Raw genomic sequence first — 16512 nt, forward strand, 5'->3', positions numbered from 1 at the left:
CCAGCGTGCGCGCCTCAGAACGACTCCTCGTACCAGGGGTCGTCCTCTTCGTACGGGTACTCCCCCGTCGTCTCCGGCGGGTGGAGCAGGCGGTCATTGCGGCTGAGGAGATCCATGACGGATGCCTCGTCGTCGAGGGATGATGAGGACCCGACGTGCGGCGTCGTGTACAGCTGGCTCGCGGGTCCGAGGAGCATGGAGGAGGTCGCCGGTCCCTCGGGCGTCGAGATGGGCACGGTGACGAGGTCGGACGTCCTCTGCTCGGCGAGGCTCCGCGCGTACCGCAGTACAGCGTCCGCGATCGCGTCCGTCGTGACGACGTAGCCATCGGAGTAGTGGAGCTCGAGCATTGCTCGATGGTGCCCGCCGATCGTCGCGGATCGATGGGGGTCGCGCCCCCGGCATCCGTCTCTTACACTGCGGCGTCCGCGGCGCGCGTCATCGGCACATGCGGGATGCGGTCCTCGATGTACGACGGGCCCGAGGTGACGAAGCCGAAGCGGCCGTACCAGCCGGCGAGGTGCTCCTGCGCGTCGAGGACGAACGGGCGCGCCGGGTCGAGGCCCGCCGCGTGGTCGATGGCACGCCGCATGAGGTCGGCGCCGACTCCACGGCCGCGCGCCGCGGAGCTCGTGACGACCCGGCCGATCCGCCACTGCTCGCGCTCGTCGAGCAGCCGCAGGGTGCCGAGGATCTCACCGCCCTCCTCCGCCCATCCGATGAGCGCACCGGGCTCGATGTCGCGGCCGTCGAGCTCGGGGTACGCCGCCTGCTGCTCCACGACGAACACGCTCACCCGCAGCCAGAGGATCCGGTAGAGGGTCGCCGGCGGGATCTCGGCGAGCGGGGACAGATGGATGCCGACGGTCACCGCTTCACGCTACGCGACAGGGCACCACACCCGCCGTCCGCTCGCAAGCCCCTGCCGCGAGCGGCGACACCGGCGGAGCGTGTCGGTATGAGTGAATCCGACGACATCCGACAGCCACTGGACCACCTGCCCAAGAAGGAGGACCGCGACCGCGCGATCGAGATCGAGGAGCCCTCCTACCCCGGAACGGACTCCCCGCACGGAGGTTCCACCGCATCGCCCGCCACGGCCGCCGAACCGGACGAGCCGAACCGTCACGGCGTGGCGAAGTTGCCTCCCACCGGCCGTTGAGCCCCTGCTCTGTCTAGTGACGGTGGAACGGGCAGCGCGCGCCGTCGGACGACCCCGCGGCCCGGACGCGCCCACCCGAGCGGGGCTTCGTCGGCATCCGTCGCTCGTTCACCTCGAGACCCGCGGGGAGGACCTCGAGTCGGGGGTTGCTGAGGGCGCTGATGGATGCCGCGAGTCCCGCGATGGCGAGCTTCTCGCCCGGACAGCGGTGGCCCGTGGCGACGTCCGCACCGCCGTGCGGGACGAAGGCCGCGACCGCCTCGTAGTCGTCCACGCCGAGGAAGCGCTCCGGGTCGAACACGTCGGGACGCTCCCAGGACCGGTCGTCCGTGTCCGTCCCGAGGATGTCGAGCACGATGCGACCACCGGCGCGCACCGTGCGACCGTCGACCTCGATGTCCTGTGTCGCGAACGCCGGCAGCATCGGGACGAAGGGCGCCGTGCGCCGGATCTCCTGAGCGAAAGCGGTCGCAAGCGGGCCGTCGACCAGTGAGGCACGCTCGGCGACCTCCGCGGCGATGCGCTCGCGCCATTCGGGCAGCTCCTGCAGCCGCTTCGCGGCGAAGGCGGTGAAGCGGGCGACGGCGATCATCGGGCGGAAGCTGTTCTGCAGTTCGATCCCCGCGAGACGCGCGCCGAGAAGCCGCCCGTTCCGGTCCTGGTGCCACGCCCACGCTGACAGCGCGGTGTCCGGATGAGCGTCGAGCCGGCCCGCGCGGACGGCGCGGATGAGCTGCTCGGCGTGGCGGTCCGACCAGCGTCGGTTCAGGGCGGACAGCACGTACTCGGGCGAGTAGGGCACGCCGAACCCGTCGACGATCTGCGCCTGACGCCGCGCCCACCGGGTCTTCGCCTCGCCGGTGCCGGGCAGACCCGCCCACCGCATGATCGCGCGGCCCAGGGCGCCGACGGCGGCGTCGTACGCCGACCGTTCCCCGCCGGCGATCCAGGCGTCGACCTCGTGCCGCCACTCCCGTTCGAGGTGCGGGCGCAGCCGCGCGACCTGATCGTCCTCGTAGAGCGCCGAGACGAAGGTGGCCTTGCGATGCCGGTGATCGTCCCCGTCGAGGCTGTGCACCGACTCATGCCCGAACAGCGTCTCCTGGATGAAGGGCGGCATGGCGCCGTGCCGCGCGACGCGCGCATCGTCGTAGAACGCCGCGACGCCCTCCGCGCCGCGGACGAGGAGCGCGTCCGAGAAGAGCAGGCGCATCGGTGCGGACCGCGCGCCGTCCGGCACGCGTCGCCAGATGCGCTCGCCGAACCGGTAGCCGCGGGTCAGCAGCGAGGCGGAGTCGTCGCGCCACGCCGGTCGCGCGACGACACCCCGGGTCGGGTCCGCGGTGTGGCCGGCGCGGGCGTCGGGAACGGGCGTCGAGATCTCATTGGTGGTCGACATGCTTCGACGCTCGCAGGGCTCACCCCGACGGGACAGGGGCCTGCGGCAGCGAACGGCGTATGGTAACCGGGGTCACTCGCAGTCGCCGGAAGGACCGTCGAAGTACCAGACGCCGCCCTCTGGCGCGGCCACGGTGCGGTCCACACCGAGGGCGGACAGCGTCACCTCGGGGCTCTGCGGCCGATACCCGGAGCAGGGCTCGTAGGAATCCGCATCCGCCTCATCCGCTTCGAGCAGGACGGTGAGGACCTGGCTGCCCCGCGCGGGAACCGTCAATTCGTCGACGGCGAAGACGGCGGCATCCTCGGAGTCGGCCAGCCGCACCTGACCGTTCGGGTTCACGAACAGGGGCTTCACGAGGGACAGGAACGATCCGCCCATCGACGGCAGCGCGACGGTGCGGACGTCGACGTCGCTCCACCCCTCGTTGACGACGTGCAGGCGCAGGCCGCAGGTCATCCCGGGCACGACACCCACCACCGGCTCGTAGAACTGCTCGTCCCCCGCGAGCGCATCCTCCTCGCGGGAGGCATCCGCGGCTCCGGAGGGGTGGAGGCCGACCTCGGCCCCCTCGCAGACGATCGGCCGCGCGTCGTAAACGACGCGCACGCCGCCAAGGGCCGACCGCGCGGCGATCTGCCACCCGAGCACGACGACCAGGACCGCGGCGACCACGATCGCGGTGACCACGACGACCCTCCGCTGCACGAAGGGTCGGGCACCGGCCTGCGCCGTGTCCGCGGTCTCGTCCGTCATCGTCCCCCCCTGGGCCGATCATGACACAGCCCGTTGCGCGTCGCCGCTGCGTCGTTAATCCCGTTCTCAGGATCGGTCAACATCCGCCCGACCTCGCGTCCGTACTCCTGGAGGCATGCCTCACACCACGGAACCGCGCCACCTTCGGACCGCCCTCATCGCCGGCGGCCTCACCGTCGCCCTCGCCGTCGGAGGGGCCACGGCGTGGGCCGCTGACCGCTTCCTCGTCGAGCACGTCGAGATCTCCGACGTCTCGGCATATGAGGCCGAGAACTCGGCCATCGAGCCGACGACGTCGGCGACGAACCCGGCGGGTGTCGTCGAGGGCGACACCTATTCGGACGGCGAGACCACCGTCACCGTGTCGCAGGTCGTCACCGGTTCGGGCGACGACACCCTCACGTACTACGTCGCCGATGTGGTCCTCTCAGAGGCCACCCGGTTGCGCTCCGCGTTCGCGAAGGATCAGTTCGGCGAGAACATCACCGAGACCACGAGCGGGATCGCCGAGGACAACGACGCCGTGTTCGCGATCAACGGCGACTACTACGGCTTCCGCGACACCGGCATCGTCATCCGCAACGGGGTCGTCTACCGCGATTCCCCCGCCCGCGCCGGGCTGGCCTTCTACGCCGACGGAACGGTGCAGGTCTACGACGAGACGGCCACGAGCGCCGACCAGCTACTCGCCGACGGGGTCTGGAACACCCTCAGCTTCGGCCCCGCACTCGTCGACGACGGCGCCGTCGTGGCCGGGATCGAGGACGTCGAGGTCGACACCAACGTCGGCAACCATTCGATCCAGGGTGAGCAGCCGCGCACCGCCGTCGGCGTGATCGACGACAACCATCTCGTCTTCGTCGTCGTCGACGGCCGCAGCGAGGGCTACAGCCGCGGAGCGACCCTCACCGAGCTCGCCCAGATCATGATCGACCTCGGCGCCGAGACCGCGTACAACCTCGACGGCGGCGGGTCGTCGACGATGTTCTTCGACGGCGAGGTCGTGAACCGGCCCTCCAACGGCGGCGAGCGCGGCACGAGCGACGTCCTCTACATCGCGGAGTGAGCCGTGATCATCCTCATCCCGGCCTACGAACCCGACGTCGCCCTGACCGACCTGGTCGGCGCGCTCACGATCTCCGCCCCCGGCATCCCGATCGTCGTCGTCGACGACGGCAGCGGACCCCGCCATGCCGCCGTCTTCGACGACGTCGCGTCGCTCGGGGCGACGGTCCTCGGACACGTGCGGAACCAGGGGAAGGGCGCAGCGCTGCGCACGGGGTTCGGGCACGCGATGAGCGCCTTCCCCGGACATTCCGTGGTCACGGCCGATGCCGACGGCCAGCACACGGTCGCCGACATCCTGAACGTCGGCGCCGCCACCGTCGCCGCGGTCGACTCCGGCGCGCCGGTGATGGTGCTCGGATGCCGCGACACCGGCCGACGCGGCAATCCGATGCGCAGCAGGCTCGGCAACGCGGCGGCGCGGGCGACGTTCCGTCTCGCGGCGGGATGGACCCTCTCCGACACCCAGACCGGGCTGCGCGGCATCCCGCCCGTCATGCTGCCCTGGCTGCTCGCTCAGCGCGGCGACCGCTTCGAGTACGAGCAGAACGTGCTCCTGCGCTGTCACCGCGACGGGTGGGAGACGTGCGAGGTCCCGATCGAGACCGTCTATGTGGCGGGGAACGCGTCGAGCCACTTCCGCCCCCTGGTCGACACCCTGCGCGTAGGGGTGCCCTTGCTGCTGTTCGCGGCCTCGTCGCTGTTCGCGTTCGCCGTCGACACCCTGCTGCTCCTCGTCCTGACCGCGGTGACGGGAGCCTTGATCCCGTCCATCGTCGCCGCCCGGGTCGTCAGCGCGACCGTGAACTTCGTCGTCAATCGGCACGTCGTCTTCCGTCGCGACGGTACCGGTGCGCTGCGCCGCCAGGCGACACGGTACGCGCTCCTCGCCGGCGCACTGCTGGCCTCGAACGTCGCCTGGATGACGATGCTCACCGCGGCCGGGATGCCGCTGCTCGCCGCCAAGCTCGTCACCGAGGCGGCGCTGTTCACGCTCGGCTACCTCATCCAGCGGAGCGTGGTGTTCGGCCGGAACCTGCGCGGTTCCCGCCTCGAATCGGCGGTCAATGCGCCTCTTAGGAACGGTGAAGGTGCCGCCACTCGAATGGAGATCGTCACCACATCCCCACGGAGGAACCCATGACCATCGCCTCGATCTCGCTCATCGCGATCGACCTCGCCGCCGCCCTCATCCTCAGCCTGGGGCTCTACTACCGACGCCACCGCCGCCGCGACCTGGTCGTCGCCTTCCTCGGGGTCAACGTCGGGGTGATGGCCGTCGCGACCGTCCTCGGCACCGCCGAGGTCGCGCTCGGACTCGGCCTCGGGCTGTTCGGCGTGCTCTCGATCATCCGGCTCCGGTCGTCGGAGATCTCGCAGCGCGAGGTGGCCTACTACTTCGCCGCACTGGCCACAGGCCTCATGGCCGGCCTCCCGACCACCGACATCCTGCCCGTCACCGGACTCATCGCGCTGATCCTCGTCGTGATGTGGGCGGCCGACCACCCGCGTCTGCTCTCCCGCAGCCGCCACCAAGTGGTGCGCCTCGACCGTGCCGAGGCCGACGAGACCGCGCTCCGCGCCCTGGTCGGGCAGCGGCTCGGCGGAGAGGTCACCTCGCTGACCGTGCAGGAGCTCGACCTCGTGAACGACACGACCACCGTCGACGTGCGCTACCGCATCGCGGACAACGATCGCCCCGCCCCCGACTCGACGGGGTCGCAGGTGGACGGCCGCCTCGCAGCCGGAGCGGTCCGATGAGCCCCGACGCCCTCGCCCGCTTCGACGGGGTGAGCCTCGAGGACATGGTGGCCGAGGCGGCACTCCTGGCCCGCGTCGACCGCAAGTACGTCGTGCCCCAGTCCGCACTGGACGGCCTGCTCTCGCGGGTCGACGAGCGCACCCGCGTCCTCGACATCGGCGGCGCCCGCCGATTCGCCTACGAGTCCGTCTACTTCGACACCCCCGACCTGCTGAGCTTCCACATGGCCGCGCAGCCCCGCCGCCGTCGATTCAAGCTCCGTACCCGCACCTACGTCGACACCCACGCCGCCTACCTCGAGATCAAGACGCGCGGCGCTCGTGGGACGACGGTCAAGGAACGGTCGGAGTACGACGTCGCCCAGCGCGCCGTCCTCACCCCCGAAGCCCAAGAAGAGGTCGCCGCCGCCTTCGCCACGATCGGCGTCGACAGCGGTCGCGTCGACGAGCTGGATGCCACGCTCGTCACCCGGTACGCACGTGCCACACTCCTCGCCCCCGACCAGTCGTCGCGGGCGACCATCGACACCGACCTGCGCTGGGACCGCCCCGACGGCTCCGGCTTCTCCCTCCCCGATCTGGCGATCGTCGAGACGAAGTCGCCGTCGTCGGCATCCGCCCTCGACCGACTGCTGTGGCGCGCCGGGCACCGTCCCGTCTCGGTCAGCAAATACGCGACCGGACTCGCCGCGATGAGCCCCGAACTCCCCCGCAACCGATGGGGACGCCTCCTGCGCGGCCCCTTCTCCCCCGCTACCACCACCATCCACACCGAGGAGCTGCCATGCGCCGCCGCCTGATCCTTCCTGCCGTCCCCCTCGCCCTCGCCGGCCTCGTCCTCGCGGGGTGCGCCGTCACCGGCGTCGCCTCGACCGACGCGAGCGGGACCACATCCACGACGGACGACTCCGCCACCGTCGCGGTCGCCGACATCGACTCCGACCTCGACCCGACGGCCGTCCTCGCCGCGAACGAGGACGCCACGGTTGTGGAGGATGACGAGTGGTCGGCGGGCGACGCGATCGACGTCACTCTCGAGGGATCGACCGCGACGGCGTCCGGCGACGGCGTGAGCGTCGATGGCGGCACGGTCACCATCTCGGCCGCCGGCGTCTACCGGCTCAGCGGCGACCTCGCCGGATCTGTCGTCGTCGCCGCACCCGACGACGCGCAGGTCGTCCTCATCCTCGACGGCGTCGACATCACGAACGACGACGGCGCCGCCATCTCGGTCACGACGGCCGACGACGTCGCCATCTCGCTCGCCGACGGCAGCGAGAACTCGGTCTCGGACGCCGCGAGCTACGACGACAGCGCCGCAGCGAACGCGGCGATCTACGCCGATGCCGACCTGACCATCGGTGGAACCGGTTCGCTCGTCATCTCGGGGAACGGCAACGACGGCATCGCCAGCACGGACGACCTCGCGATCATCGGCGGGACGATCACGGTGGATGCCGCCGACGACGCCCTCCGCGGCAAGGACGCCCTCGTCATCTCGGGCGGAACGCTCGACGTCACTGCCGGCGGCGATGCGCTGAGGAGCGACGACGACGAAGACGCCACGCGTGGGTACGTCTGGATCTCCGGCGGTGACATCACCGCCACCAGTGGCGACGACGGCATCGCCGCAACCACCGATGCCGTGATCACTGGCGGGACGGTGTCGATCAGCGCCGAGGGCGCGGCGGACGCCGGCTCGAAGGGCATCAGCGCGGGGGTCGTCGTCGCGATCGGCGAGGGCTCGGTCGACGTGTCCGCCGCGGACGACGGTCTGCATTCGGACGGCTCGATCGGGATCCTCGGCGGAACGGTCACGATCAGCGCGGGAGACGACGGTGCGCACGCCGAGGCGGCGCTGGAGATCGGTGGCGGCACGGTGACCGTCGGACAGTCGAACGAGGGACTCGAGGCGACCAACATCACCATCAGCGGTGGTGACGTCGCGGTCACGTCCTCCGACGACGCACTGAACGGCAGCGGCGACGCCGGCGCCGCAAGCGCCGACCAGGGCGGCATGGGGGGCGGCATGGCCGACACCGGTGAGACCATCACGATCTCGGGAGGCACCCTGACGGTGGATGCCGGCGGCGACGGCATCGACTCGAACGGCTCCGTGACCGTGACCGGCGGCGACATCGTCGTCTGGGGTCCGACCTCGTCCGGCAACGGCGCGCTCGACAGCAACGGGGGCTTCGATGTCTCCGGCGGCACGCTCCTCGCCGTGGGCAGCTCGGGCATGGCGGAGTCGCCCGACAGCGGCAGCGCACAGGCGTGGATCGCCGCGACCGTCAGCGGCTCTGCCGGCGACGAGATCCAGATCACGGATGCCGACGGCACGGTCGTCTTCTCCACCACCGCGGAGAAGGAGTTCCAGACCGTGGTGTTCTCCTCGTCCGACATCGACGCCGACGGCACCTACACGGTGTCCGCGGGCGGCGCGTCGGTCGCGGTGACGGCCGGTGAGGCCGTCGCCGGTGGGATGGGAGGCGGAATGGGCGGCGGCCCCGGAGGAGGCACCGCGCCCGACGGTGCCCCCGGCGCCGGCGCACGCTCCTGATCCCGCGACCGTGCGGTGTGCCTGTCCGGGCCGTCGCACGGTCGCATTCCCCCCTCGAAAACGGAAAGCTGATGCCATGAACGCCACCCGCCCGACTCCGATGACCCGCATCGACGGCTCCCCGATCCGCGTGCTGGTCGTCGACGACGAGGCGAACCTCAGCGATCTGCTCCGCATGGCGCTGCAGAACGAGGGCTGGGACGCCCGCACCGCCGCGAACGGCCAGGAGGCCCTCACCCTGGTGCGCGAGTTCGCCCCCGACATCCTCGTGCTCGACATCATGATGCCGGGCATCGACGGCATGGAGGTGCTGCGCCGCCTGCGCTCCGCCGGCAACGACGTTCCCGTCCTGTTCCTGACGGCGAAGGATGCGGTGGAGGATCGCATCGCCGGCATCAGTGCGGGCGGCGACGACTACCTGACCAAGCCGTTCAACCTCGAGGAGGTCGTCGTGAGGCTGCGCGCCATGGCGCGTCGTCACGTGGCCGCGACCGCCGCGGCCGAGACGCGTCTGCGGGTGGGCGACCTCACCCTCGACGAGGAGACGTACGAGGTGGAGCGCGGCGGCATCCCCATCAAGCTGACGGCGAAGGAGTTCGAGCTGCTCCGCTACCTCATGCAGAATCCGCGGCGGGTCCTCTCCCGGTCCCAGATCCTCGACCAGGTGTGGAGCTACGACTTCGGCGGCACGTCGAGCGTCGTCGAGATCTACATCTCCTACCTCCGCAAGAAGATCGACACCCTCGGCGAACCTCTCATCCACACCGTGCGCGGCGTCGGGTACACGATCAAGACGGCCTCATGACGGAGGCGGCTCGCAGCGGTCGGAGCCGCTGGACGCTCCGGCGCACCCTCGTCGTCGGCACCGGTGCGCTCGTGGCGATCGCGCTGCTCGTCACGGGCCTGGTGACCTCGCTCGCCCTGCGGACCTTCGTCTACGACAGGCTCGACGGGCAGGTGCTCGAGGCCCTGCAGATCGTCCGCGTCGGCGGGGGGATGCCGGGGGGATCCTTCCCGTCCGACGGCGCCCCCGGTGACCGCGAAGGTCCCGCACCGCGCATCGGCTCGCTGCACGCCGTGTTCGCCTCGGACGGTTCGGTGGTGTCGTCGAGCTACACGGGCGACGACGGCCAGGAGACGACGCTCGACGAGAGTGAGCTCGAGGCGATCACACGCGCAGAGCTCCCCTCGCGCACACCCGAGACGGTCGACCTCGGCGAGGGCCTCGGCGAGTTCCGCCTGGCGGCTCAGGAGGAGAACGGGATGCGGGTGGTCGCCGGCATCTCGCTCGCCGAGGTGACCGCCACGACATCCGCCCTCACCGTCATCCAGGTCGCCGTGGCCGGGAGTGCGCTGCTGCTCGTCCTCATCGGCCTCTCGCTCGTCGTCCGCCGGACCCTTCGTCCGCTGGACCGTGTCGCCGCCGTCGCCGACCGCGTGGCGGCGCGCCCGCTCGCCATCGGCGAGGTCGAGATCCCCGAGCGCGTGCCCGACCGCGACACCGACCCGGCGACCGAGGTCGGTCGGGTGGGTCATTCCCTGAACGTCCTGCTGGCCCACATCGAGTCGGCGCTGACCTCACGCCAGCACAGCGAGGATCAGCTCCGGCGCTTCATCGCCGATGCCAGTCACGAGCTGCGTACGCCTCTCGCGTCGATCCGCGGGTACGCGCAACTCTCCCTCGGCGAGAACGCGCCGATGACACCCACTCAGCAACGCGCCTTCGACCGGATCGCCTCGGAGTCCACCCGCATGGCCGACCTCGTCGAGGACCTGCTGCTGCTCGCGCGGCTCGACGCCGGTCAGCGGCTGCGCCGCGAGAGCGTGGACCTCACGATGCTCGCGATCGACGCGGTCAGCGACGCCCATGCCGCGGACCCGTCGCGGACGTGGCTGCTCGACCTCGGCGACGACGACACGATCGAGGTGACCGGCGACGAGAATCGGCTCCGGCAGGTGGTCGCGAACCTCCTGCGCAACGCCCGCACCCACACACCACCCGGTACCCGCGTGGTCCTCGCCCTCCGGCTGGACGGCGAGCATGCGGTGCTCGAGGTGACCGACGACGGACCCGGCATCGCGCCCGACATCCGCGACAGGTTGTTCGAACGGTTCGCGCGGGGCGACGTTTCGCGCAACCGGGATGCCGGGAGCACCGGGCTCGGCCTGTCGATCGCCGAAGCGATCGTGGCCGCCCACGACGGCTCGATCGGTGTCGAGAGCACCCCCGGACACACCGCGTTCACCCTCCGCCTGCCGCTGGCGTGACCGCCGTCCCCTAACGTCTCGACGATTCCTCGTCCACCCCTTCCGCGGGGCGGCGTGCTCGGGCCAGGCTGGACGTGTGGAATTCGACGACGACCTCGGTGCCTGGGTGGCGCGGCAGCGCTGGTATGCGGGCAAGAGTCACGATCCGCAGTTCCGCGTGCTCGACACGCAGACCGTGGCGGGGGCGACCCGGTACCTCCTCATGGACGACGCCGGCGCGGTGCCCACGCTCTACAACGTGCCGCTCGCCGAGGTGAGCGACCCCGGCGACCTGGAGGTCGTCACCACGACCGCGGAAGGGCATGCGGTGGTGGATGCCACGCGGCATCCCGCCTTCACCGTCGGCCTCCTCGCGGACATGGGTGTCGATACGAGCCGCGTGACGGGCTCGCGTGTGCTCACCGGCGAGCAGTCGAACACCTCGATCGTCTACGACGTCGACGGCGCACCCGCCATCATCCTCAAACTCTTCCGGACGCTGCACCACGGCGAGAACCCCGACGTCACGGTGCAGCGCGTGCTGAGCGAAGCCGGCTCGCCGTACGTGCCGCGCTTCTACGGCAGCGCGGATGCCGAATGGCCCGACGTCGGCCGCGACTCCGGCGCGGCACGCGGGACCCTCGGGTTCGCGCAGGAGTTCCTGCCCGGCGTACGCGACGGGTGGGCGATCGCACTCGACGCCGCCCGCGAGGGCCGCGACTTCACCGACGCCGCCCACGACCTCGGGGTCGCCGTCGCCGGGGTGCACGGCGCGCTCAGCGACGCCCTCGAATCGATGGATGCCTCGCCCGACCAGCTCGCCGCGGTGGGCCGCGCCTGGCGCCGACGCCTGGCGATCGCCTCCGCCGAAGTCCCCGCCGTCGCCGACCGGCTCGCGGCGATCGACGCCGTGTACGCCGCCGCGCTCGACCGCCCCTGGCCGAGACTGCAGCGCATCCACGGCGACCTGCACCTCGGACAGGTGCTCGCCGTGCCGCACGGCGGCTGGCGGATCGTCGACTTCGAGGGCGAACCCCTGCGCCCCATGGCCGAGCGGGCGATCCCCGACCTCCCGCCGCGCGACGTGGCCGGAATGCTGCGTTCCTTCGACTACGCCGGCGCCGTCGGGGCAGGACCGGATGCCGCGGCCTGGGCGGCGGCCTGCCGCGAGGCCTTCCTCTCCGCCTATACCGCCGCGCCCGGGGCGATCGCCCTCGACCCCGTGCTGCTCCGCGCACTCGTGCTCGACAAGGCCGTGTACGAGTCGATCTACGAGGCCCGCAACCGTCCGGACTGGCTGCCCGTTCCGCTCGCCGGCATCGACGCCGCGCTCGCCTGACCGAGCGCGGCGCCGTCGCCGATCAGTCGGAGGCGCCGCGCCCCGTCGCCTGCTGCAGGCGGTCGATGTGCTCCGATGCCTGCGCCTTCGTGAGGTCGGCGGGGATCTGCTCGCCCGCCTCCCGCGCGAGGGTGTCGAGGTAGCTGCGCTGCGCGCCCGTCATCGGCTCGTCGCCGGTGACCCACTCCTCGGGGTCCTTGACCGCGGTGTCTCCGCTCGGCCCGCCGAGCATCTCGCCGGGCTGCCCGGTCTCGGGCGGAAGGGAGTGGCTCTCGGCGGGGCCGGTGGCGTCGTTCTCGGAGGGGATGCTCTGGTCGCTCATGCGACGACGCTACGCACCGCTCCCGACATCACGAGAGGGCTTGCGCACCGGCATCCGATCGGTCACTCCTCGTCGGGCTGGGGCTCGAGCAGCAGGAACAGGGCCCCGTAGGCGGGCAGCGACACCGAGAAGCTCTGCAGGTCGTCGACCCGGCCGACGACCTCGTCGGCCGCCGCGTCGCGCACCTCGCTCTGCGGGGCCAGGTGCTCGGACCGCACGGTGCCCTCGATCGGCTCTGACGAGAAGTTCAGGACCGTCACCTGCACGGGCGCGTCGGCATCCGGCACCCCCTCGTCCAGCCGGTGGACCAGAACGAGCATGCCGGCGTGCGCCACCTCGGGGATGTCCACCTGGGTCGCCGTCGCGACGCCGTGCGCGCGGCGCAGGTCGATGATCGCCGACAGACGCGACGCGAACGAGCCCGGGTCCTCGAGCTGCGCGGGCAGCGGACCGTAGAGCGCCCGACCGCGCGGCATGCCCGAGGTCGACCGCGTCGCCCCCGGGTCGACGTCGAGCAGGTCGTGCGCGCCCCGCTCGATCCAGCGGGTGTCGCCGGCGCCGATGAGGTCGGCGACCTCGTCGCCGGGCAGCGTCAGCATGCCGACGAGGTCCCAGCCCGACAGGCCGAAGACACCCGGCTGCCAGGCGTTGTAGGCGCAGAGCAGCAGATGCGCGTCGCGGATCGCGGGGACGTCGTCGTCGGTGATGTCGTCGAGGGACGGGATGCCGCGGGTCGCCGCGATGAGCGAGGTCGATGTGCAGGCGATGCCGTTCTGCGTGAACACGCGGTTGTAGTCACCGGCATCCACCAGCTTCTCGGTCAGCTCGGCGCGCACGACCTCGGCGAGCTCGCCGCCGGTGATGACGTCGCCGCGGAAGGCGTACTCCTCGTCGGCGTGCCGGGTGGCCCAGTGGACGAGCTCGTAGGTGAGCTCGTCGTGGTTCTGCAGCCCGTGCACGAGCTGCACGGGGGCGACCCCGAGCTCGAGCGACGAGGTGAGCGCCAGCCGCAGGAATTCGGTCTGCCCGGTGGCGAGGGCGTGGTGGTAGCCCGGCCGTCCGATGAAGTCGTACGACAGGTCGGCGCCGACGGCGCCCGTGTCGCGGATGTCCTCCATCGTGAGGTTCAGCTCCTGGAAGGTGAAGCCGCCGACCTTGCGCACCATGCCCGCGATGATGTGGTTCGCCGCGTGCGAGAGCGGATGCCCCTCCGACCACGCCGGCAGACCCTCGGCGCTCTTCTCCACCCCGAGGAAGCCGTTCGCGTCGAGGCGCAGCGCGCTCGTGCCGAGCTCACCGAGCGAGTGCAGCGCGTCGCCGATCACGAGGCGCATGCCGGCGAACGTCGGGTCGAGCCAGTTGATCGAGGGCTGGCCCTGCTTGAAGTAGTGCAGGTACACCCAGCGGCGGGTGACGCCGTCGGGCCCGATCGCCGGCGCCGTCGCACTCCAGTTCGTCTCCTTCACGCCGGGCGTGTAGAAGATGACGCGCTGCAGCGCCCCGATGATGTACCCGTGCTCGGCGAGGGTGTGCTCGGTCGCCGGGTCGAGGTTGACGCTGTCGTAGCCCTCGGGCACGTCGGGGAGGAGGTGCCAGTCCTCCGGCGGGATCGCGACCATGTGGTAGATCCCCGGGTAGTCCTTGAAACCCATCTCAGCGAGGCGGAAGTCCGCCCCCTTGCCCGTGTGACCGGGGACGATGTCGTCGATGATGCTGCCGCCGTGGGAGTCGGCGACGTCGCAGAGGGCGCGGAACTCGTCCTCCGTCCCGAACGCGGGGTCGATCGCCGTGCTGATGCGGTCGAAGTGGCCGTCGACGCTCGGAGTCTCACCCCAGCCCTCGATGCCGCCGGCGCGCTTGACGGGCCCGGTGTGGATGGCGGTGATGCCGATCCGCTCGAAGACCGACCACAGCTCGTCGTCGCCGAGGGCCGACAGGAACGACTGCCCGGGACGCGTGATGAGCGAGATCGGGTAGGCGGTGAACCACACGTCGCTGGTCGCGATGGCCCGCCGCGCGTCCGGGCGCGCGTAGGCGTTGCGCCACATCGTGGGTTGCCCCGACAGCTGACGGGCGAGGACGTCGGCATCCTTCAGCATCGACTGACGCACCAGCCACTCGACGTACGACGGGTTCGTCCCGTTCGCCGTACGCGGGTCGGTGCGGATCCGGCGCACACTGCTGCCGCGCAGGTTGTCGCGCGGGCGGAGACGACGCGGGCGCGCGGGGTAGCGCTGCTCGTCGTAGCTGATCTCGGGCATCTCGAGATCGCCGTCCTCCGCGGCGAGCGCCGACAGGTCGATGGGTCCGGTGTAGAGGTCCTCGGGTCGGTCGTCGTCACGCGCCATGGCTCCACGCTACGAACTCCGCCCCGTCGCCCGGAAGGGGTGGTGCCGACTTTCTCGCCGCGATATGAGCCCCGGCGCTCGGCCCCGAACGCCGAGGCGTCGCACATGGTCGCTCCCCCACCGCTCGCGCGACCATCTGCGACGTCTCGACGTCGCGACCCGGCGCGAAGTGCGGCGTTCGGGGCCGGGATGGGCGCAGGTCGCGTCGGGTCGACGCGGTGACGTGAGTCGTCGGTCAGGGCATCGAGGACGTCCGGTCGCATCCGAGACGACATTCGCCGGCGTGGAGGCGCTCATCGCCGACCTGTCGAGCGGAGGCGCACCCACGCTCGCACTGGGGTGTCCGGGTTCGTCCGGATAGCCTCCGACGACCCGTCCGGTGGATGAGAACTCCCTAATGTGAGGCCGCGTGCGATCGCACGCCCCGTCCCATGCAGGAGGAAACGCATGACATTCCGGTTCACAAAGATCGCGACCACGGTGGGGGTGGCGACCGCGCTCGTGCTCTCATCACTCGTCGCCGCGGCGCCGGCGAACGCGGCGATCGTCAACGCCTGCACGGTGACACTGACGGCGCCGAAGAAGATCTCCGCGGCGTCGCACGAGCAGATCTTCTATGTGGATGTCGCGAAATCCAGCGCCGGGCAGGCGCCCGACTGCCTCGAGAGCGTGACCATCGCCCTCATCCGCAAGAAGGACAACCGTGAGCTGCGCTCGTGGCGGATCGACACGTCGCGAGTCGACTATCAGAACGGCCGGGTCCAGCTCGAGCTCCCCGCCTATCCCGACTTCGCCATCGCCGGCACGTATACCGCCACCGTGCAGGACGCGAGCCTGAGCTACTCCTGGGCGTCGGCCAACGGTGCCGACTACTGGACGGACAGCCCGCGGGTCGTGTTCACGAACGCGACCGTCGATCTGCGTCATGCCGCCGACACCACGATGCGCCTCACCCGCCGGATCGACGGCCTCGCCTTCTCGGGGACGGTGACACGCTTCGACCCGTCGTGCTGCTCTCGCGCCTTCGTGCCGCAGTCCGGCTCCCGCGTCGCGCTGCAGAAGAAGAGCGGCTCGACCTGGGTCACGAAGAAGACCGTCACGAGCAACAGCAAGGGGGCCTACACGGCCGTCATCCGCGACGACGCGAAGGGCACGTGGCGCGCACAGCTCCAGTCCGCGCCGACCCACTGGGCGGATGCGACCGGCGCCAAGACCATCGCGAAGAAGACGACGGGTAAGGCGGCCGGCAAGGTCGGCATCTCGTCCGAGGCGACCTACTCCTGGGGCGCGGTCGTCGCGACGACGTACACCGCCTCGGTCTCCTTCAACGCCGGAGCGGGTTTCACCGCGGCGCCGAAGGACACCACGGTGAAGGTGCAGAAGCGCTCGGCGAAGGGCTGGAAGACGATCGCCACCCGGAAGACGAACAGCTCCGGCAAGGCCTCCTACACCGCGAAGTCGAAGGGCACCTACCGCTTCGTGGTGCCCGAGACGAAGCTCACCAAGACCGTGACCTCCGCCTCTCGCAGCTGGTAAGCACACCGCCGACCCGA

The 16512-nt window shown here is 71.0% G+C and carries 16 protein-coding genes; 10 read left to right on the forward strand and 6 right to left on the reverse strand.

From position 1 onward, the window contains the following. Window positions 1–14 precede the first annotated feature (14 nt). A complete protein-coding gene (locus tag Q9S71_RS03340; RefSeq protein WP_311860494.1) occupies window positions 15–350 on the reverse strand; it encodes a hypothetical protein in 336 nt (111 codons plus the stop codon). Between the two features lie 62 nt (window positions 351–412). Further along, window positions 413–871, reverse strand: coding sequence for a GNAT family N-acetyltransferase (locus Q9S71_RS03345; protein ID WP_311860495.1), 459 nt, complete (start codon window positions 869–871; stop codon window positions 413–415). An 87-nt stretch (window positions 872–958) separates the two neighbouring features. Between Q9S71_RS03345 and Q9S71_RS03350 the strand changes: the two genes are divergently transcribed. Further along, on the forward strand, window positions 959–1162 hold the full coding sequence (locus tag Q9S71_RS03350) for a hypothetical protein (RefSeq protein WP_311860496.1): 204 nt from the start codon (window positions 959–961) through the stop codon (window positions 1160–1162). 13 nt (window positions 1163–1175) lie between these two features. Here the strand turns inward: Q9S71_RS03350 and Q9S71_RS03355 are convergent, their stop codons facing one another. Together Q9S71_RS03355 and Q9S71_RS03360 are read right to left on the reverse strand one after the other, a co-directional pair. After that, window positions 1176–2561, reverse strand: a complete 1386-nt coding sequence (locus Q9S71_RS03355) for a cytochrome P450 (RefSeq protein WP_311860497.1) — start codon at window positions 2559–2561, stop codon at window positions 1176–1178. Window positions 2562–2633: 72 nt separating this feature from the next. Continuing rightward, entirely contained in the window at window positions 2634–3317 is a 684-nt protein-coding gene (locus Q9S71_RS03360) for a hypothetical protein (protein WP_311860498.1), read from the reverse strand. Window positions 3318–3432: 115 nt separating this feature from the next. Between Q9S71_RS03360 and Q9S71_RS03365 the strand changes: the two genes are divergently transcribed. The 8 genes from Q9S71_RS03365 to Q9S71_RS03400 all read left to right on the forward strand — a co-directional run bounded on the left by Q9S71_RS03365 (window position 3433) and on the right by Q9S71_RS03400 (window position 12289). Beyond that, complete coding sequence (locus Q9S71_RS03365; protein ID WP_311860499.1) at window positions 3433–4383, forward strand: phosphodiester glycosidase family protein; 951 nt, start codon at window positions 3433–3435, stop codon at window positions 4381–4383. A 3-nt stretch (window positions 4384–4386) separates the two neighbouring features. Next, complete coding sequence (locus Q9S71_RS03370) at window positions 4387–5526, forward strand: GtrA family protein (RefSeq protein WP_311860500.1); 1140 nt, start codon at window positions 4387–4389, stop codon at window positions 5524–5526. Continuing rightward, window positions 5523–6143: a DUF4956 domain-containing protein gene (locus tag Q9S71_RS03375; RefSeq protein WP_311285165.1), complete on the forward strand. Its 621-nt coding sequence runs from the start codon at window positions 5523–5525 to the stop codon at window positions 6141–6143. Before Q9S71_RS03370 ends, Q9S71_RS03375 begins: the two co-directional genes overlap by 4 nt. Continuing rightward, entirely contained in the window at window positions 6140–6943 is an 804-nt protein-coding gene (locus tag Q9S71_RS03380) for a polyphosphate polymerase domain-containing protein (protein WP_311860501.1), read from the forward strand. Before Q9S71_RS03375 ends, Q9S71_RS03380 begins: the two co-directional genes overlap by 4 nt. Next, window positions 6928–8703 (forward strand): carbohydrate-binding domain-containing protein, encoded by a 1776-nt coding sequence (locus Q9S71_RS03385; RefSeq protein WP_311860502.1) that lies wholly within the window; start codon window positions 6928–6930, stop codon window positions 8701–8703. Before Q9S71_RS03380 ends, Q9S71_RS03385 begins: the two co-directional genes overlap by 16 nt. A gap of 76 nt (window positions 8704–8779) precedes the next feature. After that, window positions 8780–9508: a response regulator transcription factor gene (locus Q9S71_RS03390; RefSeq protein WP_311860503.1), complete on the forward strand. Its 729-nt coding sequence runs from the start codon at window positions 8780–8782 to the stop codon at window positions 9506–9508. Further along, a complete protein-coding gene (locus tag Q9S71_RS03395) occupies window positions 9505–10971 on the forward strand; it encodes a sensor histidine kinase (RefSeq protein ID WP_311860504.1) in 1467 nt (488 codons plus the stop codon). Before Q9S71_RS03390 ends, Q9S71_RS03395 begins: the two co-directional genes overlap by 4 nt. 76 nt (window positions 10972–11047) lie before the next feature. Continuing rightward, window positions 11048–12289, forward strand: a complete 1242-nt coding sequence (locus Q9S71_RS03400) for a maltokinase N-terminal cap-like domain-containing protein (RefSeq protein ID WP_311860505.1) — start codon at window positions 11048–11050, stop codon at window positions 12287–12289. 22 nt (window positions 12290–12311) lie between these two features. Here the strand turns inward: Q9S71_RS03400 and Q9S71_RS03405 are convergent, their stop codons facing one another. Both Q9S71_RS03405 and treS read right to left on the reverse strand, forming a co-directional pair. Continuing rightward, window positions 12312–12611 (reverse strand): DUF3072 domain-containing protein, encoded by a 300-nt coding sequence (locus tag Q9S71_RS03405; protein ID WP_422880328.1) that lies wholly within the window; start codon window positions 12609–12611, stop codon window positions 12312–12314. Window positions 12612–12673: 62 nt separating this feature from the next. Continuing rightward, window positions 12674–14959 (reverse strand): maltose alpha-D-glucosyltransferase, encoded by a 2286-nt coding sequence (gene treS / locus Q9S71_RS03410; RefSeq protein ID WP_311860506.1) that lies wholly within the window; start codon window positions 14957–14959, stop codon window positions 12674–12676. Between the two features lie 447 nt (window positions 14960–15406). Between treS and Q9S71_RS03415 the strand changes: the two genes are divergently transcribed. Continuing rightward, window positions 15407–16495, forward strand: a complete 1089-nt coding sequence (locus Q9S71_RS03415; protein ID WP_311860507.1) for a hypothetical protein — start codon at window positions 15407–15409, stop codon at window positions 16493–16495. The last annotated feature ends 17 nt before the right edge of the window (window positions 16496–16512 follow it).

Origin of the sequence: Microbacterium gawkjiense (assembly GCF_031932225.1) — a bacterium.
Classification (GTDB): Bacteria; Actinomycetota; Actinomycetes; order Actinomycetales; family Microbacteriaceae; genus Microbacterium; species Microbacterium gawkjiense.